Consider the following 25,883-nt stretch of genomic DNA (forward strand, 5'->3'; position numbering starts at 1 on the left):
CTACTTCTGAACGTCCACCACGACACGCGTCGGGTTTTCCAACACTGTCACCTTGTACGGGCGCTGTTTGTCCAGCCCGATGAAGTACTGGGAGACAGCCTCGAAGGTGCCACTGTTGGTCACGTCCTTGATATTGCCGGAGGCAAGCCCAAGGGTGGTCTTGCCGGCGTACTTGGCGTCCGGGGTTTGATCGAGGGAGGTGCCATGAATGGTGATCTCGAGGGCCGCCTCACCCGGGACGTCCACCGGCAGACCGGAAGCCTGCTGGAGAGGTTCATCGGAGTAGCCAGCCAGGAACTCTGGTGTGCCATTGCCCTCGAATTCGAAGACGACGCGGTCGTAACCCTCGTGCGAACCCGAGCGGATGTCAGCGGTGCGCAGCTCGGACTTCATCTCACCAGTGAAGGTTCCCGTGGATTCCGTCGAGTACTCCCCAGGAACATCCTGGTTGTCGATCGTGGAGGCCATGACCGTCTTCGTGTCCGTTGTAGTGGAGGTGGACGGGCTGCCGTTCGGCTCTGAAATGCTCTCCGAAGGAGAGCAGGCCGCCAAACCCAAGGCGCTGGTTGCGAGAAGAGCGATTGTTAACGCGTGTGACTGGTGTTTCATATGTTGTAGTTTATCCGACAATCGCTTGGCTCGTTGGAGGCAAGGCGGAGCGATCGCTTGGCGGTGCAGGGGATAGAGTGGGGCGGAGTAGAAAACAAAGAGTCACAAGATTTCAAGGGGTTGACAGCCATGACCATCAAAGTGGGAGTTCTTGGAGCGAAAGGGCGTGTGGGGTCCGCGGTCGTGGCGGGCGTCAACGCCGCCACCGATCTGGAATTGGTTGCGGAGGTGGATGCAGGTGATTCCCTCGATGTTCTCGTGGGAAGCGGTGCGCAGGTCATCGTTGACTTCACTACCCCGAACGCTGTGATGGGCAACCTGGAGTTCTGCATTAATAACGGTATCCACGCCGTGGTGGGCACAACTGGCTTTGACGAGGAGCGCTACCAGCAGGTACGCGACTGGTGTGCAGCCAACGAGGGCGTGGGTGTTCTCATCGCCCCGAACTTTGCTATTTCCGCGGTGCTGGCCATGGCCTTTGCCCGACAGGCTGCCCCGTTCTTCGACTCCGCTGAGGTTGTTGAGTATCACCACCCGAACAAACTCGATGCACCTTCGGGCACGGCGCTGAAGACGGCGCAGGGGATTGCGGCGGCGCGCGCTGAAGCCAACATGGGCGCCATGCCTGATGCGACCGAACAAGCCCTCGATGGCTCCCGCGGCGCTGACGTTGACGGCGTGAAGGTTCACGCCGTACGCATGCAGGGCATGGTTGCGCATGAGGACATCATCTTCGGCACCACCGACCAAACGCTCACCATCCGCCAGGATTCCTACGGCCGCGATTCGTTTGTGCCCGGCGTGCTTACTGGTGTGCGTGGCGTGGCAGATCACCCGGGCCTCACCATCGGTCTCGACTCCTACCTGGGCCTGTAAATGTCGCAGAGCAAAACCCTTAACGTCCAACTCCTCGCCGCCACCTCTTTCGCGGCGCCCGCCGACGTGGACTGGGAGCAAGACCCGGATGCCACTGACGCGGAGGCGCTCGTCGAATTTGCAGGCCGGGCGTGCTACGAAACCTTTGACAAGCCCAACCCGCATACCGCGGCTAACGGGGCGTACCTGCGGCACATTCTTGAGGTCGGGCACGATGCACTGCTGGAGCATGCCACCGCAACGCTGTACATCCGCGGCCTCTCCCGTGCTGCCGGAAACGAACTGCTGCGGCACCGACACTTGTCGTTTTCACAGCTCTCCCAACGCTTCGTGCCGTCGAGTGAATCCGCCGTGGTCATTCCCGATGCGATTGCGGCCGACGAGGATCTGCGTCGTATTTTCCTCGCCGCCGTCGATGAGACGCGCTTCGTCTACGAGGAACTCCTCGGCGCGCTGGAAGGCAACCTCGAGGACGAACCTAATGCGCTGTTGCGTAAGAAGAAGGCGCGCCAAGCCGCCCGCGCCATCTTGCCCAACGCCACCGAAACACGCTTTGTGGTCACCGGCAACTACCGTGCATGGCGCGATTTCATCGCTGCGCGTGCCAGTGAACACGCGGATGTAGAGATCCGTGAACTTGCCGTGGCCATCCTTGAGGTGTTGAAGAAACAAGCACCGTCGCTTTTTAGCGACTTCCTCATCAGCACCCTCACCGACGGTACCGTTATGGCCACAAGCCCATACGTCGGCTAGCTTCGTTGAGCCCCGCCGGTCACTGATTGGCGGGGCAAAGAATGTACCCTAGGTAGCCATGGGCATTTCAACGAAAGCACAAACTGGTGCAGATGAGTTCGGAACCATCGGCGTTGCCATGGTCACCCCGTTCGACACACGCGGCGAGTTGGATCTCGCCGCTGCACGAAAGTTGGCTGTCCACCTCGTAGACAACGGCATCGATTCCCTCATCCTCGGCGGAACCACGGGTGAATCCCCAACGACCAGCCCCGAGGAAAAAATCGAACTGATCAAGGCGGTGCGCTCCGAACTGGGGGACCGCGTCAAGATCATGGCGGGGGCAGGAACGAATGACACGCGGACGTCCATAGCTTTGGCGCAAGCTTCTCGTGATGCTGGCGCTGACTCTCTCCTCGTGGTCACCCCGTACTACTCCAAGCCCTCCCAGGCGGGGCTGCTAGCGCACTTCACTGCTGTCGCCCAGGCCACCGACCTGCCGGTCTGCCTCTACGACATTCCTGGACGCTCTGCTATTCCCATCGCCGGCGCAACAATTCGTGCCCTGGCGGATCTGCCCACCGTCAAAGCCGTCAAAGACGCCAAAGGTGACTTGCTAGAAGCCACCACGATTATCAATGACACCGGGTTGGCCTGGTACTCTGGCGACGACGTTCTCAACCTGCCGTGGTTCTCCGTCGGCGCAACCGGAGTCATCTCCGTGATCGGCCACGCAGCCCCAGGTCTTATGAGAGAAATGGTTACAAGCTTCGAGGAAGGCGACCTCGCCCGCGCGCGGGAAATCAACGCCACCACCATGTGCGTGCTCGCTCAGCAGCAAGCCGTGCTCGGTGGAGTGACATTTGCAAAAGCCGCCCTGCGCCTGCAGGGCATTGAGGTTGGAGATCCCCGCCTGCCCATCGTCGCACCCGACGAAACGCAGCTGGAGGCTCTCCGCCATGACATGGAAAAGGCTGGAGTCCTTTAAGTATGAACGAAACCCGCAACCGCTCGCGCAAGGTGACCCGCAAGGCGGGCCCGCCGGAGACGAGCGATCAGCAGCCGGTGTTCCAAACCGCTGACACCCAACCGCAGGAAAACCGTGGCAACGGTAACGGCGGCAACGGCAATAACGGCAATAACAACCGTGGTAACGCCGGTAATAACCACGGTGGTGGCAACCGTAATCGTGGTCGCGGCCGGGGCCGTGGTCGCGGGCGCGGTGGTGACAACCGCCGTAACCCCGTCAAGGGCATGCAGGGTGCAGACCTGACGAAGCGTCTGCCGGAACCGCAGAAGCCCGCGAATGGCTCGCTGCGTATTTACGCGCTCGGTGGCATCTCTGAGATTGGCCGCAACATGACCGTGTTTGAGTACAACGGTCGTCTTCTCATCGTGGACTGTGGTGTTCTGTTCCCGTCCTCTGATGAGCCGGGTGTGGACCTCATCCTGCCGGACTTCGGTCCGATTGAAAATAAGCTGGATAAGGTGGACGGGCTCGTGGTTACACACGGGCACGAAGACCACATCGGCGCGATCCCGTGGCTGCTCAAGCTGCGCCCAGATATCCCGATTTATTCGGCGAAGTTCACTAACGCGCTCATTGCGGCAAAGACCAAGGAGCACCGCCAGCGTCCGAAGTTGCACGAGGTCAACGAGAAGTCGGAGATCACCGTCGGCCCGTACAACGTGCGCTTCTTCCACGTTGGTCACTCCATCCCGGACTGCTTGGGTGTTGTGATTAAGACTGGTGCAGGCACTGTCTGCATGACCGGTGACGTCAAGGTCGACATGACCCCGTACGACAACAAGCCCACCGACCTGCCGGCGCTTGCTCGCTATGGCGATGAGGGCATTGACCTGTTCTTGTGTGACTCCACCAACGCCACCATCCCAGGCATTTCCGCCTCGGAGGCTGGTATTGAGGAGAACCTCATTCGCATCGTGCAGGCCGCGAAGCAGCGTGTTGTTCTCGCATCCTTCGCGTCCAACGTCTCGCGTGTGCAGATGGCCGTCAACGCGGCTGTGGCTTCCGGCCGCAAGGTTGCTTTCAACGGTCGCTCCATGATTCGCAACATGGAGATCGCGGAGAAGATGAGCATGCTGCGTGCCCCGAAGGGCACCATCATCCCCATCGAAGAGGCTGCGAAGATGGCGCCACACCGCGTCATGCTCATCACCACTGGTACTCAGGGTGAGCCGATGGCTGCGCTGTCGCGCATGTCCCGCCGTGAACACCGTCAGATTACGGTGCGTGACGGTGACACGATCATCCTGTCCTCTTCGCTCATCCCGGGCAATGAGGAAGCAGTGTTCGCCGTGATCAACAACCTTGCCCAGATTGGTGCGAATGTGATCACCAACGACGATGCGCATGTCCACGCCTCCGGCCACGGTTACGCCGGCGAGCTGCTGTTCCTTTACAACATGGCTCGTCCGCGCAACGCTATGCCGGTGCACGGCGAGTGGCGTCATCTGCGTGCGAACAAGGAGCTGGCTATCGCTACCGGTGTGAAGCCGGAGAACACGGTGCTGGCGCAGAATGGCGTTGTCGTGGATATGGTCAACGGCAAGGTCAAGGTCGCAGGCCAGTACCAGGTGGGCAACCTCTACGTCGATGGCACCACGATGGGTGACGTTGACCCAGACGTGCTGGCGGACCGCACCAATCTGGCTGCCGGTGGCGTTATTTCCATCACGTGTGTGATTGATGACCGTACGGGGCGCCTCATTGAGAAGCCGACCGTGTCCACTACGGGCCTCATCGATGATGACCGTGAGGTTAAACCTGTCATCGTCGAACTCGTGGAGAACACCATGTTCGACCTCGCTGCTGAGGGTGAGAATGACCCGTACCGCATGGTTCAGCAGCTCCGTCGCCGCATTTCTCGCACGATCGAGCAGAAGTACAAGCGTGAGCCTGTCATTCTGCCGACGGTTGTACCGATGAATGCCGACGACGTTACGCCGGTGTCCACTGAAGACATCGAAGCATCGCGCGAATCGCTGTAGCTTTTCGCTTGTCGACGACTCTTCCTGAGGCCCCGTTCCTACCTTATGGAGCGGGGCTTCGGTCTATTCTGGGCAGCATGTCGTTTCAACAGTCTGAACGCTCAAAGCTTGCCCAGTTGCTCCTAGAGGTGGGTCCCGATGCGCCAACGTTGTGTGCTGGGTGGACCACCCAGGACCTGGTGACACACATGTACATCCGGGAGAACCAGCCCCACCGGGCGGTGGGCTATTTGATGCCGGCGCTGAAGTCGGTGACCGCGTCTGCTGAGGAATCAGTGAAGCAGCGCAACTATGAGGACGTGGTGCGCGCGTGGGCAGCGGGGCCACCGGCGTTTGTGAAGCCACTTGATTCGCTGATAAACGTGTCCGAGAACTTCATCCACCACGAGGATGTGCGTCGTGGTGGGGACCGCCCGATGGAGCCACGTGAGTTTTCTGGGGCGGTGGAGAAGAAGCTCATGTCCGCGGCGGCGATGATGGGCAAGCTGGCTCTCTCGAGTGGGAACGTGCCCGTGATTCTTACCCCGCCGAACCTTCCCGCAGTGACGCTCGGCGGTAAGCGGGGTGTGGCAGTGGATGGTTCCCGCGTCGTCCGCGTGAAGGGTGAGCCGGGGGAGTTGCTGTTGTGGGTGACCGGCCGCGACAAAGTCAAGGTGGAGATTAGCGGCGAAGCAGAGGATATCGCGGCAGTCAAGCGTCGTATCTAGACCCACTATGGCCGGTGTGGCGTATGTGATTTGAGGGACGCAAGGTATTACAGTGGTCCCCATGTCTGCCACCAGTACCTCACGCCGAAATAAAGGCCGCTCACAGACGGGCCCCAAGGGCCGCGCTAAGCGATCAACCGGTAGCTACGGCTACCGCTCGTCTTCGGGCGCTGCCGATGCCTCCGATGAGAGGGTTGGTTCTGCCGTGGGTGCTGTTGGCCGCGGTGTGGGAAACGCCGCACGCGACATTACGGGTGCCTTCAAGGTTGTGGGTGGCCGGGGGCGCCGGCGCCGTGAAGAAATTCAGGATGACTACGACGCCACAGAAGCCGCCCCCTACGAAGAAATGGACGAGGACGTGAACTCCCGTCGCGCCCCTAGCGCCGATGCGATCGGCCTCATTCTCATTGGGCTTGCGGCCGTCCTTGGTGCCTCGGTGTGGATGGACGTTGCCGGCCCCGTCGGCGCGTTGATCGCTAGCGGCACATCGTGGGTCATTGGGGCCGGTGCATTGGTGTTGCCGGTGGTGCTCGTTGGTATCGCTATCGCATTGATGCTGAACCTTGGGGACTCTGCTTCGGAACGGGCACACAGTGGAGTTGGCCTGACGATCATTGCCGTGTGCATGCTCGGATTGATCCACATTTTTGCTGGTTCGCCGGGGGATTGGGAGAGCCGCCGTATAGCGGGCGGTGCTGTTGGTGCGTTCATCGGCGGGCCACTGAGTGCCGGGTTTACGCCATTCGTTGCAGTTCCACTGTTGGGCCTGGTCATCGTGTACGCGGCCCTGTTGGCTACCGGTATTACGGTGCGTGAGTCTTTCGACTATATTCGTGGCTTGTTCAGCTCCATTGCAAGCAGTGCTCATACCCCAGATCCCGAGGATGAGGACCTTTACGCGGACGCAGACGATGACATTGATGCCATCGCGGAGGAACGCCCCCGTGCTCGTCGTCGCACGCCGATGGACAACTACCCAGTCGATGAGCCCACGCTTTTCGACGGGGACAGTACCGCCCCCGCTCCCGAGGAGCCCAAGAAGAAACGCTCCACACGCAAGAAAGTGGGAGTGGCACCATCCATCGTTGATGAGCCAGACAACGAGACCAAGATTCTCGAACGCCCGGCTCCTGCAGCGGAGACTACAACCGATGCGGTCTCCGCCTCGCGGGAAGAGATGCGTAAGGCAATCATCGCTCGTTCTGGAATTGATGCGGCGGGGAAGGCTGGGGGAGATGCAGAAAAGCCTTCTCCTCGCGTCCCCGAGACGACGACGGACTACAAGATTCCGTCTACCAGCCTGCTCATTGCGGGTAAGACCCCGAAGACGCGCACTGAGGCCAATGACCGCATGATCGAGGCGATCACTGAGGTCTTTGAAGAATTCAACGTTGATGCCCAGGTGACTGGGTTCTCCCGCGGCCCGACAGTGACGCGCTACGAGGTTGAGCTCGGGCCCGGCGTGAAGGTGTCCAAGATCACCAACTTGCAGTCCAACCTGGCCTACGCCGTGGCTACGGACAACGTCCGCCTGCTCACCCCGATCCCCGGTAAGTCTGCCGTGGGTATTGAGGTCCCCAACGCCGACCGTGAAATGGTTCGTCTGCGTGACGTGCTTGATGCGCCGACTGTGCGTGGTGATCACGATCCGATGCTTATCGGTCTGGGCAAAAACATTGAAGGCGACTTCGTCTCTGCATCCGTGCAGAAAATGCCGCACCTGCTCGTGGCGGGTTCCACGGGTTCTGGTAAGTCCGCGTTTGTGAACTCGATGCTCGTGTCGCTGCTTACCCGTGCGACGCCGGAAGAGGTCCGGCTCATCCTCGTTGACCCGAAGATGGTGGAGCTCACGCCGTACGAGGGCATTCCACACCTGATCACCCCGATCATCACCCAGCCAAAAAAGGCAGCTGCTGCCTTGCAGTGGCTCGTGGAGGAGATGGAGCAGCGCTACATGGACATGAAGTCCGCGCGCGTGCGCCACATTAAGGACTACAACGCGAAGGTTCGCGCGGGCGAATACACCGCGCCACTCGGCTCGGAGCGTGAGGTGCGCCCTTACCCGCTCATCATTTGTGTGGTGGACGAGCTCGCCGACCTCATGATGACGGCGCCGAAGGAGATCGAGGACTCCATCGTCCGCATCACTCAGAAGGCGCGTGCCGCTGGTATCCACCTGGTGTTGGCAACGCAGCGTCCGTCTGTGGACGTTGTCACCGGCTTGATCAAGACGAACGTGCCGTCGCGCCTGGCGTTTGCCACGTCCTCGCTCACTGACTCCCGTGTCATCTTGGACCAGGCGGGTGCAGAGAAACTCATCGGTATGGGTGACGCGCTGTTCATCCCGCAGGGCGCCGGCAAGCCACAGCGTCTGCAGGGCGCGTTCGTCTCTGATGAGGAGATCCAGGCCGTCGTTGAAGCTGTCAAGGAACAGGGCGAGCCACACTACACCGAGGGGGTCACCGAGGAGAAGGCGCCGGAGAAGAAGGACATCGACGAAGAGATCGGCAAGGACATGGACGATCTGCTCGAGGCTGTCGAGCTCGTTGTCACGTCCCAGCTCGGGTCGACCTCGATGCTGCAGCGCAAACTGCGCATCGGTTTTGCCAAGGCTGGTCGCCTCATGGACCTCATGGAGTCCCGTGGCGTTGTCGGCCCCTCCGAAGGCTCGAAGGCCCGCGAGGTGCTGGTCAAGCCGGAGGAGCTGGACACCATCATCTGGATGATCAAGGGTGCAGATCCCGCTGAGGCCCCCAAGGAGGTGCTCGAGGAACAGGAGCTTGACGACGAGACCTCCGACGCACCCGACGCCCCCGACACGCCCAACACGGTGACCGCCACATACAACCCCACAGGCGGCGCGTTCTAGCGCCAATGCTCACTGCTCCGGCGGGGCGGTGAGGCGCAGATGGCCAAAACCGTGTAGTGTTGCCCCTCGTTGGAGGGGAGTACCCCGGAAGCGGTGGCGATCGTCAACACGGAAGTGGAATGTTTCCCGGTCGGGCCGGCCAGTCGTCGATAAGCATGGCGGGTGGGGGAGACCTCCGGTTGTTACTCATATCTAACCGGAGGTTGCGTACATGCATGTGCCCCTTTCTATTTGGCTGATCACCTCGGCGGTGATCCTCGGCTTCTTCGTCTTTGACTTCGTGTCCCACGTGCGTACGCCGCACGAACCGTCCATGAAAGAATCAGGCGGCTGGGCAGCGTTCTATATGACGATGGCCTGCATCTTCGGCGGCATCGTGTGGTGGCTGTGGGATGCCGAACACGGCGTGCAGTTCTTCACCGGTTACATCACTGAGCTGTCACTCAGTGTGGACAACCTGTTTGTGTTCGCACTCATTATGGGTGCGTTTAAGATCCCGCGCGCATATCAGCAGAAGGTGCTGCTCATCGGCATTGTGATCGCGCTGATCTGCCGTTTGGCCTTCATTCTGCTCGGCGCAGTGATCATTGAGGCGTGGTCCGACGTCTTCTACATTTTCGCCGCATTCCTGTTGTACACCGCGATCAAGCTTGTTTATGACGAAGCCACTGACCAGGAAGACCCAGACCCGAACGACATGTTCGTGGTCAAGACCCTGCGCAAGGTCATCCCGGTGACGAAGTCGTACCACAGTGACCGTCTGTTCTCCGTCACAGAAGCGGGCAAGAAGGCAGTGACCCCGCTGTTCGTGGCGCTTCTGTCCATTGGCTTTGTTGACGTCATGTTTGCCTTCGACTCCATCCCGGCGATCTACGGCATTACCCAGGAAGCATTCCTGGTGTTCACCGCTAACGCGTTTGCGCTGTTGGGTCTGCGTCAGCTCTACTTCCTGCTCAACGGTCTGCTGGATAAGCTTGTGTACTTGCCGTACGGCCTAGCGGTGGTGCTTGGATTCATCGGTGTGAAGCTGCTGCTGCACGCGCTGCACGAGAACAACCTGTCCTTCATCAACGGTGGTGAAAACGTCAACGTGCCGGAAGTCAGCACGGTGCTGTCGCTCGTGATCATCGTGGGAGTGCTCATCGTGACGGCTGTAGCGTCGATCATCAAGGAGCGTTCAGACATCAAGGCGGGCCTGCTGGAACGCGACGCGATGAAGTACCACGTGGACTATGATGACCACGGGAACCGCCGCAAGGTGGATGCCCACGGTAACCACATCGAGTGGATCGATGATCCGGCAACCTCGGGCAAGGGGGACCACACCGCCACCGGATCGCGGGAAACCTCGCACCTGGATGTCAAGCGTGGCGGTGCCCGCTAGATCGCAGAAACTACTCCCACACGTTGATGACGGGGCTCCACTCGCGGAAGTCCCGGTCCGCCAGAGCGCCTGCTGTCAAGTACGGGTCCTCCGCCAACAGTTCGGCGGCAGCCCCTAACGAGGACCCGTCGCGCATGCGCAGGATGATCACGGACTGGTTCCCATCCCCGTACGGCCCGGCGGCAATGACATACCCCTGATCTTTTAGTCGGGCGATGAAAGAGCGGTGGGCGGGACGGGTCTCGTGGATAAGAGAATGCTCCCCGTACGTGTAGGTAACAATAAAGTGGGTCATGGACGCGGATTCTAATAGGGTTGGGGGTGTGAAACAGTCCAATTGGAATCTTCCGAACGTTCTGACATCTTTGCGCATCATTTTCACGCCGGTGTTCGCGTGGCTTGCGCTGAGTGAGCGCTGGTGGTGGGCGTTTGGTCTGTTCGTGGCGTTGATGATCACGGACAAACTTGATGGTGATATTGCGCGCGCACGTGGTCTGATCACTGACTTTGGCAAGATCGCGGACCCGATTGCGGATAAAGCGTTGATGATTACGGCGCTGGTGACACTGAATATTGCCAGCTCGCTGCCGATCTGGATCACCGTGGTCATTGTGGTGCGTGAGCTGGGTATCACGGTGTGGCGCATGTGGATGTTGCGTCAGGGCAAGGTGGTGCCGGCGTCGAAGGGTGGCAAGCTCAAGACTGTGCTGCAGACGCTCGGCGTGGCGCTGTACCTGTGCCCGCTACCAAGCTGGATGGATGTGCCCACGCTTGTTGTCATGCTCATTGCCGTTGTGGTCACGGTGGTTACGGGCGGGCAGTATCTCGTCGACGGCGCCCGCGCGAATAGGAAGGCAGCATGAGTCTCGCGAGCTCGCTTATTCGCGTCCTCCAGGCCCACTCCCACACCCTTTCCTTCTGCGAATCCCTCACCGCAGGCTTGGCGTGCGCGACGGTAGCGAACGTGTCGGGCGCGTCGGCTGTGCTGCGTGGTGGGCTGGTGACGTATGCCACGGACCTTAAGGGGAGTTTGGCGGGCGTGCCCGCGGATGTTTTGGTCGAGCATGGGCCTGTGTCGCCTGTGACTGCAGAACACATGGCGCGCGGTGCACAGCGCGTGTGTGGCTCCGATTGGGCAGTTGCTCTCACGGGCGTTGCGGGGCCGACCCCTCAAGACGGGCACCCGGTGGGCGAAGTGTACGTTGCTGTGGCAGGGCCCATGCGCACCATCGCGGAGCGCGCGCCGCAGTTTGCCGGAGACCGGCAAACCATCCGGGAGGCCGCAGTGACAGCAAGTTTGGAGATGCTGGAACGTGAAATTCGGGAATGGGAACAAAAAGAAGGGATGGTTCGTTAGAACACGTGATGGCAACAACAACGACTCTTAAGTACCAGCCCGCACCGGAGGTTATTACCCGCGAGAAGGTGCGTGAACCGCTGCTGCGGGAAGCCCTTGGCATGTCCCTGCGCGCATTCCGTGCGGATAAAGGTGTGACGCTGCGTGAACTGGCATCCCAGGCACGTGTTTCACCCGGCTACCTGTCCGAACTGGAACGAGGCCGCAAAGAAGTGTCCTCTGAACTGCTTGCTTCCGTGTGTGTTGCACTGGACACCACGGTGTCTGAACTGCTGATGGAAGCTGCGGCGAACCTCTCGCTCCAAGCCATGGCAGACGAGCTGGCACACACACCTCCTGCCGCCGCAGAGGTTTAGTGCGGTCTCGAGTGACGCGCGCGCGGGCGCGCTCCGCTACCATATAGACGAACATTTCTTAACAACAATCTTCTGCTGCAGTTCTGCACACGAAAGAAAGGCAAATGCACCGTGGCTAATCCTTTTGTTAAAGCTTGGAAGTACCTGATGGCGCTTTTCGACAACAAGATCGAAGAGCATGCTGACCCCAAGGTTCAGATCGAGCAGGCTATCGGCGAGGCGCAGCGCCAGCACCAGGCTCTGTCCCAGCAGGCAGCAGCAGTGATTGGTAATCAGCGTCAGCTGGAGATGCAGCTCAACCGTCGTCTGGCGGATGTGGAGAAGCTCCAGTCCAACACCCGTCAGGCTCTGCAGCTGGCCGATAAGGCACGTGCTGATGGTGATAACCAGAAGGCTACCGAGTACGAGAACGCCGCTGAGGCTTTCGCTGCTCAGCTGGTCACCGCCGAGCAGGGCGTTGAGGATACCAAGCAGCTCCACGACCAGGCTCTGCAGCAGGCACAGCAGGCTAAGCAGGCCGTTGAGCGCAACGCGATGCAGCTGCAGCAGCAGGTCGCTGAGCGCTCCAAGCTGCTCTCCCAGCTGGAGCAGGCCAAGATGCAGGAGAAGGTCGCCGAGTCCCTGCAGTCCATGAATGCCATCACTGGAGGTAACCAGCCGAACTTGGACCAGGTGCGTGAGAAGATCGAGCGCCGCTACTCCAAGGCCCTCGGCCAGGCTGAGCTTGCACAGGGCTCTGTCCAGGGCCGCATGGCTGAAGTCGAGCAGGCTGGCATCCAGATGGCTGGCCACTCTCGCCTCGAGCAGATCCGCGCTGAGATGGGCCAGCTTGAGTCCGGCAAGGGACAGCAGGCCATCGAGGGTGGAGACACTGGCGCTGCTGACTCCACGGACACCACGGGCGTGTCTGACGATGCAGTGGCTGAGCGCATGCGTGAGCTGCGCGGCGAGAGCTAAACCACTTTCAACGTCTAACCCCGGCATGTGGATGCACTCCACGGCCGGGGTTTTGCGTTGCCTAATCGACGGCGCCACGCGCCATGAGTGCTTCACCCGTCATCTCGGCTCTGCGGATGCTGCGGATCACCAGGGGAGTGCCGAAGGCCAAGAGGGAGAAGCGCGCACCGCGAGCTTTGCGGGCCTCGAGGGATTCGTTCGCGGTGTTCAGGATGATGGGGATCTGACGGATAGTCAGGGCAATGGCGAGTGAAATGGTGTCTACAGGGACGCCAATGCGCGTGAGCGGTGCCATGTTTGATTCCAAAGCGGCAAGAAGTTCCTCAACGGTTGTGGTGAGGGTAAGCAGCGTCGCCGCGAGGAAAGAAGCGATAAGCCCGATGGTGACGGTGATCATCCTTTCGAAACCGTTTTGCCACCACATGAACGCCGCGAGGAACGCCATGAAAGGCAGGACGGGAGCGATCTGGCGCCAGGTGGTGCGCACGGGGATGCGGGCTACTGCGTAGAGGAAAAGGACCCCACCCAGCACAGCAGCTGTGTGCCAAGGACGAGTGGGCAGCCATGTGGTCAAGATGATCAGCACCACGATGGCCAGAAATTTCAGCGTGGGTGAAGCCCGGTGCACCAGGGTGGTGCCGGGGACGTAGACGCCGAGGGGGAGCTCACGGATCATGGGGAGGTGCGCTCCATGAGGTCGGTGTAGAAGGAGATGGCATCGCGAGGGGTGCCGTCGTAAGCAATGGCCCCGTCGTTAAGACAGATGACCCGGTCAAAGTTGTGGAGCATGTCAAGGTCATGGGTGACGACGATGACTTGCTGCTCCAACCCCTCCAGCTCCCGAATGATCCGTTTGCGGTTGTGTAGATCAAGCAGGGTGGTGGGCTCATCCGCAATGATTGTCTCCGGCTCGATGACCAAAACGGCGGCAAGCGCCAGCATCTGTTTCTCGCCCCCGGACAACGTGTGCGGAGAGTTTTCTGCCAAAGCAGTGAGCCCGAACCTCTCCATCATGGCGTCGACGCGACGGTTGACTTCAGCTTTGGGGAGTTTGAAACGTCGCACGGAAAAGGCGATGTCCTCACGGACACGCGGCATGACAATCTGGGCCTCCGCGTCGGAGAAGATGAAGCCCACCCGGCGACGGATGTGTTTGCCGTGCGTGGTGGTGGGGGAGGCGTCGAAAAGCACACGGCCTTGAGTGGGTTCAATGAGGCCGTTGATCAAACGCACGAGCGTCGATTTGCCGGACCCATTTGAGCCGATGATTCCGATGCGCTGCTCGGTAAGAGTTAGCGACACGGGCTCAAGGATCGTTGTTCCTTCGTAGACGACTCCTGCGCCGTCGAACGTGATAGTGGGCACGGGGCAAGCTTATCGACGACGCAGTTGCGGGAACGCCGCATGGACAGCGAGAGCGATCAAAACCATGACCGTAAGCTTGGCCAGGTCGGGAAGGATGAACGCTCCCTGGGCAGCGACCGCGGTACCAAGGGTCATGTCCGCGCGCCACATCATGCCGAACGCACCGAAGAAATATTGCAGGAAGACAGCGGCGAGGCCAGCAATGGCGAACAACGCGGCCATGGCCGTCTTATTGTCTCGTGGTGCGCGGTAGGCAATGTAGCCAGCTGCAGCGGCGCCAAGGAGGTAGCCGAGCAAGTAGCCGATACTGGGGCCCGCGAAAGCTTGAATGAGCGTGCGGCCGCCGGCGAGGACTGGGAATACGAGGCTGATGAGCAGGAACAGGCCGGTGGCTAGGAAACCACGGCGACCACCGAGCACGAGGCCTGCGAGGATGGTGGCCACATTCTGCAGCACGATGGGCACGCCAGCCGCGCCGACTGGGATGGAGACGAACCCAAGTACGCAAATGAGCGCGGTGAACATGGTGATGAGCGCAAGATCTTTCGCCACGTTGGCGTTAGAGGGCGAAGAAGATGTAGAGACAGTGTTAGACATGCCGGATACTTTAATGCACAAACTTGAACACTGTTCAATAGGTCCCTTTGAGTGAGGGTTGTATGGTGGTGGCCATGCGCTTGACGGAGTTCCAGCAACGCGTTACCGACGAGTTTGGTGACGCAAAAGGTCAATGGGTCGTCTCTTCCCACGTCTTTCCGGGGGAGGGGAAGACGGCTGCGGAACTGATCGAAAGCGGAGTCGATCCCCGGGTTGTTTGGGATGGCCTGTGTGAGGCCTTTGACGTGCCGGAAGAGCGACGCCTCGGTATTGACCGTCCTGGAAAATAAACTCCAGAAAATTTTCTTTCGAACATCCGTGCGTGTATGTTCGGGGGTGGTGTCCGATATCGCATTAATGTAATTCGCAGCAACGGGGAACCGGATGCGGGGTTAGAGCGGTCTAAGTAAGTGCACCACTTATTTAACTTGAACTGCCCCGCACGGGGAGACGGTGAACAACGAAAGGACAAAGAGACACCCATGGCAACGAAGAAGAAGGCTGGTTCAGCAGCCAACGATCGCCAGAATGCGCTTGATGCCGCAATGGCGATGATTGAGAAGGACTTTGGCAAGGGCGCCATCATGCGCTTGGGCGATGAGAAGCGCCCGCCGATTCAATCCATCTCTTCCGGCAACACGGCGATTGATGTGGCGCTGGGTATCGGAGGGTGGCCACGTGGCCGCGTTGTGGAGATCTACGGACCGGAGTCTTCCGGTAAGACCACGGTGGCGCTACACGCCATCGCTGAAGCACAGCGCGCCGGCGGCATTGCTGCGTTCATTGACGCGGAGCACGCTCTTGATCCGGATTACGCCCGGAAACTCGGCGTGGACACCGATAATTTGCTGGTTTCGCAGCCGGACACCGGTGAGCAAGCGCTGGAAATTGCGGACATGCTGGTGCGCTCTGGCGCGATTGACATCATCGTCATTGACTCGGTGGCAGCGTTGACGCCGAAGGCCGAGATTGAGGGCGAGATGGGTGACAGTCACGTTGGCTTGCAGGCTCGCCTTATGTCCCAGGCGCTGCGCAAGATGACGGGTGCGCTGTACAACTCCGGTACCACCGCGATCTTTATTAACCAGCTGCGTGAGAAGATCGGCGTCATGTTCGGGTCCCCGGAGACCACCACGGGCGGTAAGGCCCTGAAGTTCTACGCTTCCGTGCGCTGCGATGTCCGCCGAATTCAGACGCTGAAGGATGGGCAGGATTCCATTGGTAACCGCACGCGCCTCAAGGTGGTGAAGAACAAGGTCTCACCACCGTTCAAGATCGCCGAGTTCGACATCATGTACGGCGAAGGCATTTCGCGTGAGTCCTCCATCATTGACATGGGCGTGGACAACGGGATCATCAAGAAGTCCGGTTCCTGGTTCACCTATGAGGGCGACCAGCTGGGGCAGGGCAAGGAGAAAGCCCGCACTTTCCTCAAGGAGAACCCGGACCTGGCCGATGAGCTGGAGCGCAAGATCTTTGAGAAGCTCGGTGTCGGTGAGTTCGCTGGCCAGGATGAACTGACGGATGACCCCGTGGACATGGTCCCCAACATCGACTTCGACGATGAGGAAGCTGCTCCAGCTGGAGAATAATCCGTGAGGGAAAGACAACAGCCGGACCCGGAGAAAATCCGCGCATTACAAAAGGCGCTCGAGGAATACTCCGGGCAGGAACCGCTTATCGACGAAACGCGGGAGAAAGCCCTCTCCCGCATCCGCGAACGTGCCCTCCTTCTCCTGGATTCACGGTCGCGGTCCCGCCAGGAGCTGCGCGATCGGCTGGTGAAAGCTGAGTTTGAGCCAGAACTTGTTGATGAGGTGTTGGATTCCTTCCAGCGCAACGGCTTGGTCGACGATCTGGCTTTCGCGCGCGAGTGGGTGCGTCAGCGTTTTGAGCGGCGCGGTAAGTCCGCCGCCATGCTGGACGTGGAGCTGCAACGCAAAGGCGTGGGGGACGCCGACCGGGCAGAGGCACTCAGCGTCATCGAACGCGAAGACGAGCGTGAAGTGGCGCGTGGCCAAGCGGTGAAGAAGGCGCGGCAGGTCAAACGTGTGCCTGAAGATCGGCAGCAGCGGGACAAAGAGTTGCGTCGTATCGTCGGGGTGCTCGCACGGAGGGGATTCAACTCCGGTATGTCGCTTCAGATCGCGCGGGAGGCCTTGGCAGAGCGTTGTGCAGAGTTGGAATCGGAGTCGGTGGAGGATTAGCCACGACTCGTGGTGACAGTTAGGAGAGTTCACCGCGCGGGAATAGACTGTCCCACCGTGACAACCGCAACACAACCTTCCCTGACACAGCCCCGCACGTACGAGGTACGCACCTTCGGCTGCCAAATGAACGTGCACGATTCCGAACGCCTGTCTGGCCTGCTTGAAGAAGCGGGGTACACGGCGGCACAGGAGAATGAGGAAGCTGACCTCATCGTGTTCAACACGTGCGCCGTGCGTGAGAACGCGGACAAGCGACTCTACGGCACGCTTGGGCAGCTGCGTGAGGTGAGGCGCAATCACCCAGGCATGCAGATCGCCGTTGGTGGCTGCCTCGCGCAGAAGGACCGAGACGTGGTGGTGAAGAAGGCGCCGTGGGTAGATGCCGTGTTTGGTACTCACAACATGGCGGCGCTTCCGGCGTTGCTTGACCGTGCGCGGGTAAGTGAGGAAGCCCAGGTTGAAATCGTTGAGGCCTTGGAGCACTTCCCGTCGGTTCTACCGGCGAAGCGGGAATCGTCCTATGCAGGTTGGGTGTCTGTGTCCGTGGGCTGCAACAACACGTGCACGTTCTGCATCGTGCCATCCTTGCGTGGCAAGGAGCAGGACCGTAGGCCGGGCGACATTCTCGCCGAGGTCAAAGCGCTCGTGGACCAAGGCGTGAGCGAGGTGACACTGCTCGGCCAAAACGTCAACGCATATGGCGTGAACTTTGTGGATCCGGAGTTGGACCGCGACCGTTCTGCTTTCTCGAAGCTGCTGCGCGCCTGTGGTGAGATCGAGGGCCTTGAGCGCGTCCGCTTCACCTCCCCGCACCCGGCGGAGTTCACCTCCGATGTCATTGATGCGATGGTGGACACCCCGAACGTGTGCCCGCAGCTGCACATGCCGTTGCAGTCAGGTTCGGACAAGGTGCTCAAGGACATGCGCCGTTCATACCGTTCGAAGAAGTTCCTGGCCATTTTGGATGAGGTGCGGGAGAAACTGCCGTACGCCTCAATCACCACAGACATCATCGTGGGGTTCCCAGGTGAGACGGAAGAGGACTTCCAGGCTACCCTCGACGTGGTGGAAAAGGCCCGGTTTACCTCCGCGTTTACGTTTCAGTACTCGCCGCGCCCCAGTACCCCGGCGGCGGAAATGCCTGACCAGATCCCTAAAGAGGTCGTGCAGGAGCGCTTCGAGCGTCTGCTGGCGCTGCAGGAGCGCATCAGTGAGGAAGAGAACATCAAGCTCATTGGCACAGAGCAGGAGCTTCTCGTCCAGGAGAGCAACGATAAGAAAGAGACTGGTCGCATGTCCGGCCGTGCGCGTGATGGACGACTCGTGCACTTCACGGTGTCCGGCAACATCGATGACACCGTGCGTCCGGGTGACATCGTTCATGTGACGGTTACGGAAGCCCGCCCGCACTATCTCATTGCGGATTCAGGCATTCACTCGCATCGCCGCACGCTCGCTGGCGATAATGCTGAGGCGGGCCAGGTGCCCACCACAGCACCTGTCGGCGTTGGCCTCGGTTTGCCTAAGATTGGGGCACCAAGCCCATCACCCGCCGCGTCCGCGTGCGGTTCATGCGGATAAGGAGAGCAGATTGCTTAACGACGTCACCCCAACCCCCGAAAAACCCCTCGCCACCCGCCTCGACCTCGGGTGGCGTAAGTGGGTCCTCGTGGCGGTGATTGCCGTCTATGTGATGACTCTCTTCCTGCCATACGCCGCCGGTACTCCGGGATGGCAGGTGCTCTCGTTTACAGAGCCGGCTGATACCCACATTGCATTGGCAGAGCGCGTATTCACGCTGGTGTCCTTCGCATCACTGGTTGTGTTCAGCGTGCTTGCCCTCGCGCTTCGGGACACATCCCCGGCGATGGTGGCGTGGTTGACGGCCTGCATCGGCCTTGCCACAGCTCTGTTGGGAACATGGATGCGCCAGACCGGTACAGCCGGTGGCTCCACCGGTGCCGGCATGTACCTTGCCATCGTGTGCCTGGTTGTGGCCGTGCCGATTCTCACATCAGCATGGCTACGCCGCGATGAGGAGCAGACCCGCTACGAGGAGACCCGTCGCGCCAACCCCGAAGCTAACCCGGTTGCGGACGTCCAGTCCGCTGCCACCCAAGCCCACTCACACGCCGACTCCGCGCAGGATGTCCCCGCACACCTCGTCGACGATCGCCGCGCCCAGGCCCGCGAGCGCCACCAAAATTCCAAGAGTGAGTGATCCTGAAGGATCCTCTCTGCGACGTCCTACTGGAGATAGGATAAGCACTTATCCTATCCTCTAATCATGTCTTGGCCTAGGTTCCGTACTGAAACTTTGCCGTGGGTGCCCCGCGGTGAGATGTCGCGTCGCGCCCGAACGAAGGCGCCGACCACGTACGAGAGTGTGCTTGTTCCCGCGATAGCACGGGAGGTTTTGGATCTTTCGGCTGATCTTCAGGCGGAAGTTGAGCGGGCGACGATTGCTGTCGCGCGTTTTGACGCCACGGTGGCACACCGTCTCATTCCGTTTACGCCACTGCTGCTGCGGACTGAGTCGGTGGCGTCGAGCAAGATTGAGAATCTCTCGTCCTCAGCGCGCAGTGTGTTGGAAGCCGAGTTGACGGGCAGTAGACGTGGCAATGCCGGGCTGATTGCGAGCAATGTCCATCAGATGGAGGCAGCGAAAGATCACGACGTTGAACAGCTCGCTGATCTTCTAGAGCTTCATCGAATTCTGCTCGCTGACAGCGCGCCCACTATTGCTGGTGTGTTGCGGAATGAACCCGTGTGGATTGGGGGCGCGGACCAGTACCCGTTGGATGCCTACTTTGTTGCGCCACATCAGTGTCACCTTTCAGAAGCGTTGGAAGACTTTCTGGAATTCTTCGCACGTGACGATCTTCCCGCCTTGGCCCATGCAGCGGTGGCGCATGCGCATTTTGAGAGCATCCACCCGTTTGCCGATGGCAACGGGAGAACAGGCCGTGCGCTGATTCACGTTCTGTTGCGTCAGCGCGGGCTGACCAGGCAGACCTCGTTGCCTATCTCAGCGTCGCTTTTGGCAGATGTGGATAGGTACTTTGCAGCGTTGGATGCCTATCGCGACGGCGATGTCACATCGATCATCAGCTTGTTCGCGCACGCTGCTTATGAGGCGATGAGGCGGGGTGAATGGTTTGTTGCTGAGCTCGATGGCGTGCGCGAAGAGTGGGAAGGATTAGTCACCGCGCGTAAAGACGCGACTGACTGGAGGGCACTGGATGTCCTCATTTGCCAACCCGTTATCACCGTGGCCGCTTTGACGGAGGAACTAGGTATCACCCCGGCGGCGGCGCGTGCGACGCTCGTCCGTCTTGAGGAAAATGGGATTCTCATTGGTGCGCAGATGTCGAATAAAGTGCGCGCGTGGCGCGCTCAGGATGTGCTTGATCTTCTGGATGAGTTTGGAGATGGTATGCGGCGCAGTATTGCATCAACCTGAGCGCTTCTGCCAGGCAGTAGAGCTGGAAATGATCTTGGCGTTGGCGGCGCGGAGCAGGCACGTGACAGGTTCGCTGCCAGCGGGGGCGGATACGTAGCAGGTTTCCACCTTGGGCCATTCGGTACGCGCAGCGGCGAGAACGCTGGAGAGAAGTTGTTTGGCGGAGCCTTGACCGCGTGCATCGGGGAGGACGTAGACGAGGCCGAGTTCCATGAGGGTGTCATCGTCGACGTCGTAGTGGACGGCCTCGGCCAGCCCAATGAAACGGTCGCCAGACCGCAGAAGTGCGGTGAGTTGGTTGCCGCCGCGGTCGCGGAGGCGGGCGCTGGCATCGCGGACGCGCTGTTCGGTCCAGTCGACTATGTCGAGTGTGAGCTCGCCACGTGGGTAGTCCCGGGAAGCAGCGCTAATGAGCGTTCGGAATCCGGAGAGATCTTCGGGCGAGAAGTCCATGTTGTGGACGATGGTGCAGGTGGGGGACTCAGGCAAGCCAAGGCCATCAAGCACAAAGGTCGCCTGGGTTTCCCGGTATGCCTGGGTGTAGCCTGCGTCGGCGAGGAGCGCCGCCGCAGGAGAGCTGGCACCCGGGGCGTGGGTGTCCCAAAGATGGTGGATGGGGCGGTGGGTGGTGGTGGAGAGGGCGTCGATAAGCAATAAAGCTTCTCCCCACGGCTCAGGCGGCACGGGTTCGCCGGGCAGTGGTGCGATGGCGGCGTCGAGCGTGACGGTGGCTTCGATGATGCTGGTGTCTTCGAGCAATGGCAATGAGACGAAGACCCAGGCAGAGATGTCCGCGAGGTCAGATGCATGGAGCTCCGGATAGCCGTGTGCACCGAGTGGGCGGGGTGCCGCAACATCGGTGAGTGCGAAGAGGAGCGCCTGGGATTCGGCAGACCCTTCAAGCCGTTTAGCCAGGTGGGTGGCGGTGACGCCGGAGTGGGCATCGCCGGTGATGTCCTGGATGGCCAGTGTGGCGGAAAAAGCGTAGGCGCCGACAACCTCATCGGCGTCGACGCTACGTGGATTGAGCAGAAGGGCGTGCAAGGCTAGCTATCGATGGCCTTGGCGGCAACGTCAGCGAATTCCTGCCACTGCTCCGCCTGGGCGCGCAGCTCAGCAGCAGCCTTGGCATCGCCCTTGGCTTCGGCGGCTTCAGCCTTGGCGCGGAAGTCATCGGCCTTGACCTGGAACTGGTTGGCCTTATCCTGCTGGACCGGGTTGGACTTGCGCCACTGCTTCTCTTCGGCGGCGGCAACGCGCTGTTCGATCTCGCCAATCTTGTCTTCGTACTCGCGGACCTTGTTGCGCGGGACGTAGCCGATTTCATCCCACTTGTCCTGCAGTTCACGCAGCTTGGCCTTGGCTGTGCCGAGCCCCTTCTCTGGGTCGATCAGCGGGCCGTACTCTGCGATGAGTTCATCCTTGGCCTTTGCGTTGGCCTCGAACTCACGGTCGCGTTCGTCGTTGACGGCGTTGCGTGCAGCGAAGAAGTGGTCTTGGGCGGCGCGGAAGCGCTTCCACAGTTTGTCATCCACATCGCGCGGGGCGCGGCCGGCGGCCTTCCACTCCGTCATGAGGTCGCGGAACGCGCGGGCGGTGTCACCCCAGTCGGTGGAGTCCTTGATCTTCTCGGCGCGTTCGATGATGTCTTCCTTGGTGGCCTTCGCGGCGGCACGGCCACGGTCTAGCTCAGCGAAGTGGGCACCGCGACGGCGGTTGAAGGAATCGCGTGCCTTGGAGTAGCGCTTCCACAACGCGTCATCGGTCTTACGGTCAATGCCACGGATGGTCTTCCACTCGTCAAGGATGGCGCGGATGCGGTCACCGGCGGCCTTCCACTCGGTGGAGTTCGCCGCCAAATCTTCAGCTTCAGCAGCTAGGGCTTCCTTGCGGGAGATTGCTTCGGCGCGGCGGGTTTCCTTTGCTTCCTTGGCCTTTTCACCAGCCACATCAGCGTGCTCTAGCACTGCCTTGAGCTGGGTTTCCAGGGAGTCCAGGTCACCGACAACAGCCTGTTCGTCCAGGGAATCAATGAGTTGCTGGGCCTGTGTGCGCACAGACGAAGCGTCTTCCGGGCGGGTTGCCAGGCGATTGTCCAAGAGAGCAACCTCAGTGGACAAGTCCACGAAGCGCTGGGCGTAGTGCTCAAGGCCTTCCTCCGGGGTGCCGGCCTGCCAGGAGCCGACAGCGCGCTCGACGCCACCGCGGGTGACGTACACGGTGCCTTCAGCATCAACGCGACCAAACTTCGCAGCCTCGGAAGCATCCACCGACGGTGTAGTCGGTGCGACGGGGGCTGGTGCTGGGGTGGCGGCGACACCAGCGCCAGGGCGTGGGCCCGGCTTGGGGGTCCGGGAGGGCATGGCGCCGGGGTTGGGAGTCGGGGTCTTGCCTTCAATGGGTGGCTGCGTCATGGTGAGGCATCCTTTCGCTTTCATTTGTGTGCCGCGCGACACGGCTGCCGTAATGGTTTGCAACTTTACCGTCACCGGTGCTGCGGTGTCAGACGTTGCCCACGGATGGATAGGCTACTAGGCGTGAATCAGTTCAATGTGCTCATCATTCCGGGGTCTCCGGCGCTTGTTGTGGAGCTTGCACCCCGTGATGGTGCTGGCCGGGAGCTCACAGCCGCGATCCGCACGTTGATCGCCCACGACACCCGCCCCATTCACATCGTGGGCTCGCGCGATGAGCGGTGGTACACGCGTCACACTGGGTCGTTCGCGGCGTGGGGTGCTCCGCAGGTGAACGTGGGCGGCGGTAATTACGCCGCGGAGCTCGTTGCACGGTATTGCCTTGGGCCCGCATCGGCGCGCGTGACGGATTCGCGTGGGACTCTGCAGTCACTTGACCCAGACGTGCTCACCGTTGTCGTCCTCGACGGTTCAGCGGGTCTCACCCCGCGCGCGCCACTCGCGCTCATCGAAGGGGCAGAAGCCACGCATGAGCAGATGGCACGGTTCTTGGATGGCACAGCAACGTTGCCGCAGGACCTCGCGGAGTACGGCGTGATCGAACCTGCGCTGTGGGAACAGCTTGCTGCCCAGCCCGCGAGGAACAAGCAGCTCATTGCCACGGATTCCTCGTTGGGGGTGGGCAGGTTTGTTGCCACATGGGAGGTTGATCATGGATAAGACACCCATTGCAGTGGTGGGGCCGACGGCGTCGGGGAAGTCGCTCTTAAGCATTGCTCTGGCACACGAGCTTGATGGTGAAGTGGTCAATATCGACTCGATGCAGCTCTACCGCGGCATGGATATCGGCACCGCGAAGCTCACACCCGCCGAACGCGAGGGCGTGCCACATCATTTGCTGGATATCTGGGATGTCACGCGCACAGCGTCCGTCGCTGAGTATCAGGCGCGCGCGATTGAGACAGTCGAGGACATCGCCGCGCGCGGCAAGGTTCCCATCCTCGTCGGCGGATCCATGATGTACGTGCAATCGCTTATCGACGCCTGGCAGTTCCCACCCACCGACCCCTTTGTTCGCGCTAAGTACGAACAACGACTAGAGGAGATCGGTGTGCAGGCCCTCCATGCGGAACTGGCCGAGATTGATCCACAGGCCGCGAGCATCATTGAGGACAATGATCCGCGCCGTACTGTGCGTGCGCTCGAAGTCATTGAACTGACCGGCAAACCCTTCCAGGCATCCCAACCGCCGAAGGACGCCCCACCGCGGTGGGGAACGCAGATCCTGGGTCTGCGCACGACAGCGGAGTGGCTCAACCCACGCATTGAACTACGCACACACCAGATGTTCGAGCGTGGCTTTGTTGAGGAGGTTCAAAGCCTGGTTGCGGATGGCCTTGTTGCGGATTCCACTGCGGGGCGTGCCATTGGTTATGCCCAGGTGCTCGCCTACATGGCGGGGGAGTGCACCCTTGATGAAGCGATTGAATCGACCATCATGGGCACCCGCCGCTACGTGCGCCGCCAACGCTCCTGGTTCAACCGGGACAAGCGCATCAGCTGGCTCGATGCCACTCTGGCGGATGGAGAGCCGGAAGCGCTGCTTCAAGCAGCACTAGAATCGCTCAGGTGAGTAATAACACCGAGCATGCCGCCACCCTTGCCTTCATCAAAGCGCACGGGACCGAGAACGACTTCGTCGTTGTCATTGATGTGGATGACGAACTTGAAAAGCATGGCGTGCTCACAGCCGACCTTGTTGCGGCATTGTGCGATCGGCGCACCGGAATCGGTGCGGATGGTTTCCTGCGTGTTGTTCGTGCGGAGAATGGCTGGTTCATGGACTACCGCAACGCGGACGGCTCCATTGCCGAAATGTGCGGCAACGGCATCCGCGTCTTTGCCCACGTGCTAGCTGCACTCGGCTTGGAGGAGCGCGCACACTTTGACGTGGATACTCGCGCCGGGATCAAGCACGTCGCCGTCCACGAGATCAGTCCGACGCATGCTGTCATCGAAGTGGACATGGGGCGCGTTGCGGTCACCGGTGTTTCCACGGCAGGCATGGGGGAGTTCTCCTTCGCTGGCCTGGGCGTGGACGTGGGGAACCCGCATCTGGCATGTGTCATTCCGGGAATGACATCGAAACAGCTCGCTGGTATGGACTTCACACAGCCGATGTATGACACCGAATTTTTCCCTGACGGCGTCAACGTGGAGATCCTCACGGAAATGCACGACGGTGAGGTGTCCATGCGGGTGTGGGAACGCGGTGTAGGGGAGACACGCTCCTGTGGTACGGGCACCGTGGCTGCTGCCCGCGCAGCACTGGCAGACGCGGGAATTGAAAACGGGACTGTCACAGTGAACGTGCCGGGCGGGGCAGTCACTGTTGCGCTCACCGATGACAACGCCACAATGACGGGTCCGTCCGTCATCGTCGCCCGCGGGGAGGCTGAATTAATCGGCGTTGCGGGCGGCGCGCCGGGCATCAGACCAGGAACACGCTAACTCACTAGCGCGCTGATCGGCGATGGTAATGAGCTTTTCTAGTTCGTGGCGGGAGAGGTCGCTTTGCAGCAAGTGCGTATCCACGCGGGCGAGGAAGCGACGGGATGAGTCCAGACGCAGCTGAAAATCCTCTACCTCCGGGATGTCGCTGTTGGGCACCGCGAGTGCGCGGTAAGTGAGGGTTCGTTGCGTGAGGGCTTCGAGGTCAGTGCCTGAGGTGAAATCGTCGTACCAGTCGATGATCTCCGCGATGTCATCGCGCGCAACACGCAGGGAAGCTTTGAGGGCTTCAATCTCCGGGTCGACGGTGGAATTACGGAATCCGACGAATGCGATCGCGGCGAGCCCAATACCCAGGACCAGGCCCAGGAACCCCAGACGGGCCACCAGCAAAATGGCAACCACCATCGCGAGAGTCAGCCAAATAGCTGCCTCTCGGTTGCGGTTGCTCCTAGGCATGGGGT

Annotated in this window: 28 protein-coding genes; 20 read left to right on the plus strand and 8 right to left on the minus strand. The window is 60.6% G+C overall.

Annotation, left to right across the window (positions count from 1 at the left end):
- Entirely contained in the window at positions 1-609 is a 609-nt protein-coding gene (locus QP968_RS01880) for an AMIN-like domain-containing (lipo)protein (protein ID WP_284854730.1), read from the minus strand.
- 129 nt (positions 610-738) lie between these two features.
- Between QP968_RS01880 and dapB the strand changes: the two genes are divergently transcribed.
- From dapB to QP968_RS01915, 7 genes are all read left to right on the plus strand, one after another.
- Complete coding sequence (dapB, locus tag QP968_RS01885) at positions 739-1,485, plus strand: 4-hydroxy-tetrahydrodipicolinate reductase (protein ID WP_284854732.1); 747 nt, start codon at positions 739-741, stop codon at positions 1,483-1,485.
- Positions 1,486-2,238, plus strand: coding sequence for an FAD-dependent thymidylate synthase (gene thyX / locus QP968_RS01890; RefSeq protein WP_284854733.1), 753 nt, complete (start codon positions 1,486-1,488; stop codon positions 2,236-2,238).
- Positions 2,239-2,296: 58 nt separating this feature from the next.
- Positions 2,297-3,205: a 4-hydroxy-tetrahydrodipicolinate synthase gene (gene dapA / locus QP968_RS01895; RefSeq protein ID WP_284854735.1), complete on the plus strand. Its 909-nt coding sequence runs from the start codon at positions 2,297-2,299 to the stop codon at positions 3,203-3,205.
- A gap of 2 nt (positions 3,206-3,207) precedes the next feature.
- Entirely contained in the window at positions 3,208-5,229 is a 2,022-nt protein-coding gene (locus tag QP968_RS01900; RefSeq protein WP_284854737.1) for a ribonuclease J, read from the plus strand.
- Positions 5,230-5,306: 77 nt separating this feature from the next.
- Complete coding sequence (locus QP968_RS01905) at positions 5,307-5,936, plus strand: TIGR03085 family metal-binding protein (protein WP_284854739.1); 630 nt, start codon at positions 5,307-5,309, stop codon at positions 5,934-5,936.
- 61 nt (positions 5,937-5,997) lie between these two features.
- Positions 5,998-8,805: an FtsK/SpoIIIE family DNA translocase gene (locus tag QP968_RS01910; protein WP_284854741.1), complete on the plus strand. Its 2,808-nt coding sequence runs from the start codon at positions 5,998-6,000 to the stop codon at positions 8,803-8,805.
- Positions 8,806-9,016: 211 nt separating this feature from the next.
- Positions 9,017-10,189 (plus strand): TerC family protein, encoded by a 1,173-nt coding sequence (locus QP968_RS01915; RefSeq protein WP_284854742.1) that lies wholly within the window; start codon positions 9,017-9,019, stop codon positions 10,187-10,189.
- Positions 10,190-10,199: 10 nt separating this feature from the next.
- On the opposite strand, the gene QP968_RS01920 is transcribed toward QP968_RS01915, so the two are convergent.
- Positions 10,200-10,484: a YciI family protein gene (locus QP968_RS01920; protein ID WP_284854744.1), complete on the minus strand. Its 285-nt coding sequence runs from the start codon at positions 10,482-10,484 to the stop codon at positions 10,200-10,202.
- Between QP968_RS01920 and pgsA the strand changes: the two genes are divergently transcribed.
- From pgsA to QP968_RS01940, 4 genes are all read left to right on the plus strand, one after another.
- Entirely contained in the window at positions 10,483-11,052 is a 570-nt protein-coding gene (pgsA, locus tag QP968_RS01925; protein ID WP_284854745.1) for a CDP-diacylglycerol--glycerol-3-phosphate 3-phosphatidyltransferase, read from the plus strand. The genes QP968_RS01920 and pgsA overlap by 2 nt on opposite strands.
- Positions 11,049-11,546: a CinA family protein gene (locus QP968_RS01930; protein ID WP_284854746.1), complete on the plus strand. Its 498-nt coding sequence runs from the start codon at positions 11,049-11,051 to the stop codon at positions 11,544-11,546. Before pgsA ends, QP968_RS01930 begins: the two co-directional genes overlap by 4 nt.
- 8 nt (positions 11,547-11,554) lie before the next feature.
- The gene (locus QP968_RS01935) at positions 11,555-11,902 is read left to right on the plus strand and encodes a helix-turn-helix domain-containing protein (RefSeq protein ID WP_284854747.1); all 348 of its coding nucleotides are present in this window, start codon (positions 11,555-11,557) and stop codon (positions 11,900-11,902) included.
- A 111-nt stretch (positions 11,903-12,013) separates the two neighbouring features.
- A complete protein-coding gene (locus tag QP968_RS01940; RefSeq protein WP_284854748.1) occupies positions 12,014-12,859 on the plus strand; it encodes a PspA/IM30 family protein in 846 nt (281 codons plus the stop codon).
- A 61-nt stretch (positions 12,860-12,920) separates the two neighbouring features.
- Here QP968_RS01940 and QP968_RS01945 read toward each other — a convergent pair whose 3' ends face one another.
- The 3 genes from QP968_RS01945 to QP968_RS01955 are packed head-to-tail and all read right to left on the minus strand — an operon-like array spanning position 12,921 to position 14,821.
- On the minus strand, positions 12,921-13,535 hold the full coding sequence (locus QP968_RS01945; RefSeq protein WP_284854749.1) for an energy-coupling factor transporter transmembrane component T family protein: 615 nt from the start codon (positions 13,533-13,535) through the stop codon (positions 12,921-12,923).
- Positions 13,532-14,224 carry an energy-coupling factor ABC transporter ATP-binding protein gene (locus QP968_RS01950; RefSeq protein WP_284854750.1) on the minus strand — a complete coding sequence of 231 codons (693 nt, stop codon included), beginning with the start codon at positions 14,222-14,224 and terminating at the stop codon, positions 13,532-13,534. Before QP968_RS01950 ends, QP968_RS01945 begins: the two co-directional genes overlap by 4 nt.
- A 9-nt stretch (positions 14,225-14,233) precedes the next feature.
- On the minus strand, positions 14,234-14,821 hold the full coding sequence (locus QP968_RS01955) for a biotin transporter BioY (protein WP_284854751.1): 588 nt from the start codon (positions 14,819-14,821) through the stop codon (positions 14,234-14,236).
- 74 nt (positions 14,822-14,895) lie between these two features.
- On the opposite strand from QP968_RS01955, the gene QP968_RS01960 reads away from it, so the two are divergent.
- The 6 genes from QP968_RS01960 (at position 14,896) to QP968_RS01985 (ending at position 20,494) form a co-directional block, all read left to right on the plus strand.
- On the plus strand, positions 14,896-15,111 hold the full coding sequence (locus QP968_RS01960) for a DUF3046 domain-containing protein (RefSeq protein ID WP_284854752.1): 216 nt from the start codon (positions 14,896-14,898) through the stop codon (positions 15,109-15,111).
- Between the two features lie 192 nt (positions 15,112-15,303).
- Positions 15,304-16,413: a recombinase RecA gene (gene recA / locus QP968_RS01965; protein WP_284854753.1), complete on the plus strand. Its 1,110-nt coding sequence runs from the start codon at positions 15,304-15,306 to the stop codon at positions 16,411-16,413.
- A gap of 3 nt (positions 16,414-16,416) precedes the next feature.
- A complete protein-coding gene (locus QP968_RS01970; protein ID WP_284854754.1) occupies positions 16,417-17,028 on the plus strand; it encodes a regulatory protein RecX in 612 nt (203 codons plus the stop codon).
- A gap of 42 nt (positions 17,029-17,070) precedes the next feature.
- Positions 17,071-18,612: a tRNA (N6-isopentenyl adenosine(37)-C2)-methylthiotransferase MiaB gene (gene miaB / locus QP968_RS01975; protein WP_502870902.1), complete on the plus strand. Its 1,542-nt coding sequence runs from the start codon at positions 17,071-17,073 to the stop codon at positions 18,610-18,612.
- Positions 18,613-18,622: 10 nt separating this feature from the next.
- On the plus strand, positions 18,623-19,252 hold the full coding sequence (locus tag QP968_RS01980; protein WP_284854756.1) for an Rv2732c family membrane protein: 630 nt from the start codon (positions 18,623-18,625) through the stop codon (positions 19,250-19,252).
- A gap of 66 nt (positions 19,253-19,318) precedes the next feature.
- Positions 19,319-20,494, plus strand: coding sequence for a Fic family protein (locus QP968_RS01985; protein WP_284854757.1), 1,176 nt, complete (start codon positions 19,319-19,321; stop codon positions 20,492-20,494).
- Here QP968_RS01985 and QP968_RS01990 read toward each other — a convergent pair.
- A complete protein-coding gene (locus QP968_RS01990; RefSeq protein WP_284854758.1) occupies positions 20,486-21,538 on the minus strand; it encodes a GNAT family N-acetyltransferase in 1,053 nt (350 codons plus the stop codon). The genes QP968_RS01985 and QP968_RS01990 overlap by 9 nt on opposite strands.
- Before the next feature lie 2 nt (positions 21,539-21,540).
- Positions 21,541-22,908, minus strand: a complete 1,368-nt coding sequence (locus QP968_RS01995) for a DUF349 domain-containing protein (RefSeq protein ID WP_284854759.1) — start codon at positions 22,906-22,908, stop codon at positions 21,541-21,543.
- Between the two features lie 123 nt (positions 22,909-23,031).
- Between QP968_RS01995 and QP968_RS02000 the strand changes: the two genes are divergently transcribed.
- The 3 genes from QP968_RS02000 to dapF are packed head-to-tail and all read left to right on the plus strand — an operon-like array spanning position 23,032 to position 25,419.
- A complete protein-coding gene (locus tag QP968_RS02000; RefSeq protein ID WP_284854760.1) occupies positions 23,032-23,628 on the plus strand; it encodes a hypothetical protein in 597 nt (198 codons plus the stop codon).
- Positions 23,621-24,541 (plus strand): tRNA (adenosine(37)-N6)-dimethylallyltransferase MiaA, encoded by a 921-nt coding sequence (gene miaA, locus QP968_RS02005; RefSeq protein ID WP_284854761.1) that lies wholly within the window; start codon positions 23,621-23,623, stop codon positions 24,539-24,541. The genes QP968_RS02000 and miaA overlap by 8 nt, the downstream gene beginning before the upstream one ends.
- Positions 24,538-25,419 (plus strand): diaminopimelate epimerase, encoded by an 882-nt coding sequence (gene dapF / locus QP968_RS02010; protein WP_284854762.1) that lies wholly within the window; start codon positions 24,538-24,540, stop codon positions 25,417-25,419. Before miaA ends, dapF begins: the two co-directional genes overlap by 4 nt.
- On the opposite strand, the gene QP968_RS02015 is transcribed toward dapF, so the two are convergent.
- A complete protein-coding gene (locus tag QP968_RS02015) occupies positions 25,369-25,878 on the minus strand; it encodes a hypothetical protein (RefSeq protein ID WP_284854763.1) in 510 nt (169 codons plus the stop codon). The genes dapF and QP968_RS02015 overlap by 51 nt on opposite strands.
- Between the last annotated feature and the right edge of the window lie 5 nt (positions 25,879-25,883).

This window comes from Corynebacterium sp. MSK041, assembly GCF_030232265.1.
Taxonomy (GTDB): domain Bacteria; phylum Actinomycetota; class Actinomycetes; order Mycobacteriales; family Mycobacteriaceae; genus Corynebacterium.

Bases quoted from the DNA above. Each gene is read 5' to 3' on its own strand.
- QP968_RS01880 (WP_284854730.1), bottom strand. From the start codon at position 609: ATGAAACACCAGTCACACGCGTTAACAATCGCTCTTCTCGCAACCAGC.
- dapB (WP_284854732.1), top strand. From the start codon at position 739: ATGACCATCAAAGTGGGAGTTCTTGGAGCGAAAGGGCGTGTGGGGTCC.
- thyX (WP_284854733.1), top strand. From the start codon at position 1,486: ATGTCGCAGAGCAAAACCCTTAACGTCCAACTCCTCGCCGCCACCTCT.
- dapA (WP_284854735.1), top strand. From the start codon at position 2,297: ATGGGCATTTCAACGAAAGCACAAACTGGTGCAGATGAGTTCGGAACC.
- QP968_RS01900 (WP_284854737.1), top strand. From the start codon at position 3,208: ATGAACGAAACCCGCAACCGCTCGCGCAAGGTGACCCGCAAGGCGGGC.
- QP968_RS01905 (WP_284854739.1), top strand. From the start codon at position 5,307: ATGTCGTTTCAACAGTCTGAACGCTCAAAGCTTGCCCAGTTGCTCCTA.
- QP968_RS01910 (WP_284854741.1), top strand. From the start codon at position 5,998: ATGTCTGCCACCAGTACCTCACGCCGAAATAAAGGCCGCTCACAGACG.
- QP968_RS01915 (WP_284854742.1), top strand. From the start codon at position 9,017: ATGCATGTGCCCCTTTCTATTTGGCTGATCACCTCGGCGGTGATCCTC.
- pgsA (WP_284854745.1), top strand. From the start codon at position 10,483: ATGGACGCGGATTCTAATAGGGTTGGGGGTGTGAAACAGTCCAATTGG.
- QP968_RS01920 (WP_284854744.1), bottom strand. From the start codon at position 10,484: ATGACCCACTTTATTGTTACCTACACGTACGGGGAGCATTCTCTTATC.
- QP968_RS01930 (WP_284854746.1), top strand. From the start codon at position 11,049: ATGAGTCTCGCGAGCTCGCTTATTCGCGTCCTCCAGGCCCACTCCCAC.
- QP968_RS01935 (WP_284854747.1), top strand. From the start codon at position 11,555: ATGGCAACAACAACGACTCTTAAGTACCAGCCCGCACCGGAGGTTATT.
- QP968_RS01945 (WP_284854749.1), bottom strand. From the start codon at position 13,535: ATGATCCGTGAGCTCCCCCTCGGCGTCTACGTCCCCGGCACCACCCTG.
- QP968_RS01955 (WP_284854751.1), bottom strand. From the start codon at position 14,821: ATGTCTAACACTGTCTCTACATCTTCTTCGCCCTCTAACGCCAACGTG.
- QP968_RS01960 (WP_284854752.1), top strand. From the start codon at position 14,896: ATGCGCTTGACGGAGTTCCAGCAACGCGTTACCGACGAGTTTGGTGAC.
- recA (WP_284854753.1), top strand. From the start codon at position 15,304: ATGGCAACGAAGAAGAAGGCTGGTTCAGCAGCCAACGATCGCCAGAAT.
- QP968_RS01985 (WP_284854757.1), top strand. From the start codon at position 19,319: ATGTCTTGGCCTAGGTTCCGTACTGAAACTTTGCCGTGGGTGCCCCGC.
- QP968_RS01995 (WP_284854759.1), bottom strand. From the start codon at position 22,908: ATGACGCAGCCACCCATTGAAGGCAAGACCCCGACTCCCAACCCCGGC.
- miaA (WP_284854761.1), top strand. From the start codon at position 23,621: ATGGATAAGACACCCATTGCAGTGGTGGGGCCGACGGCGTCGGGGAAG.
- QP968_RS02015 (WP_284854763.1), bottom strand. From the start codon at position 25,878: ATGCCTAGGAGCAACCGCAACCGAGAGGCAGCTATTTGGCTGACTCTC.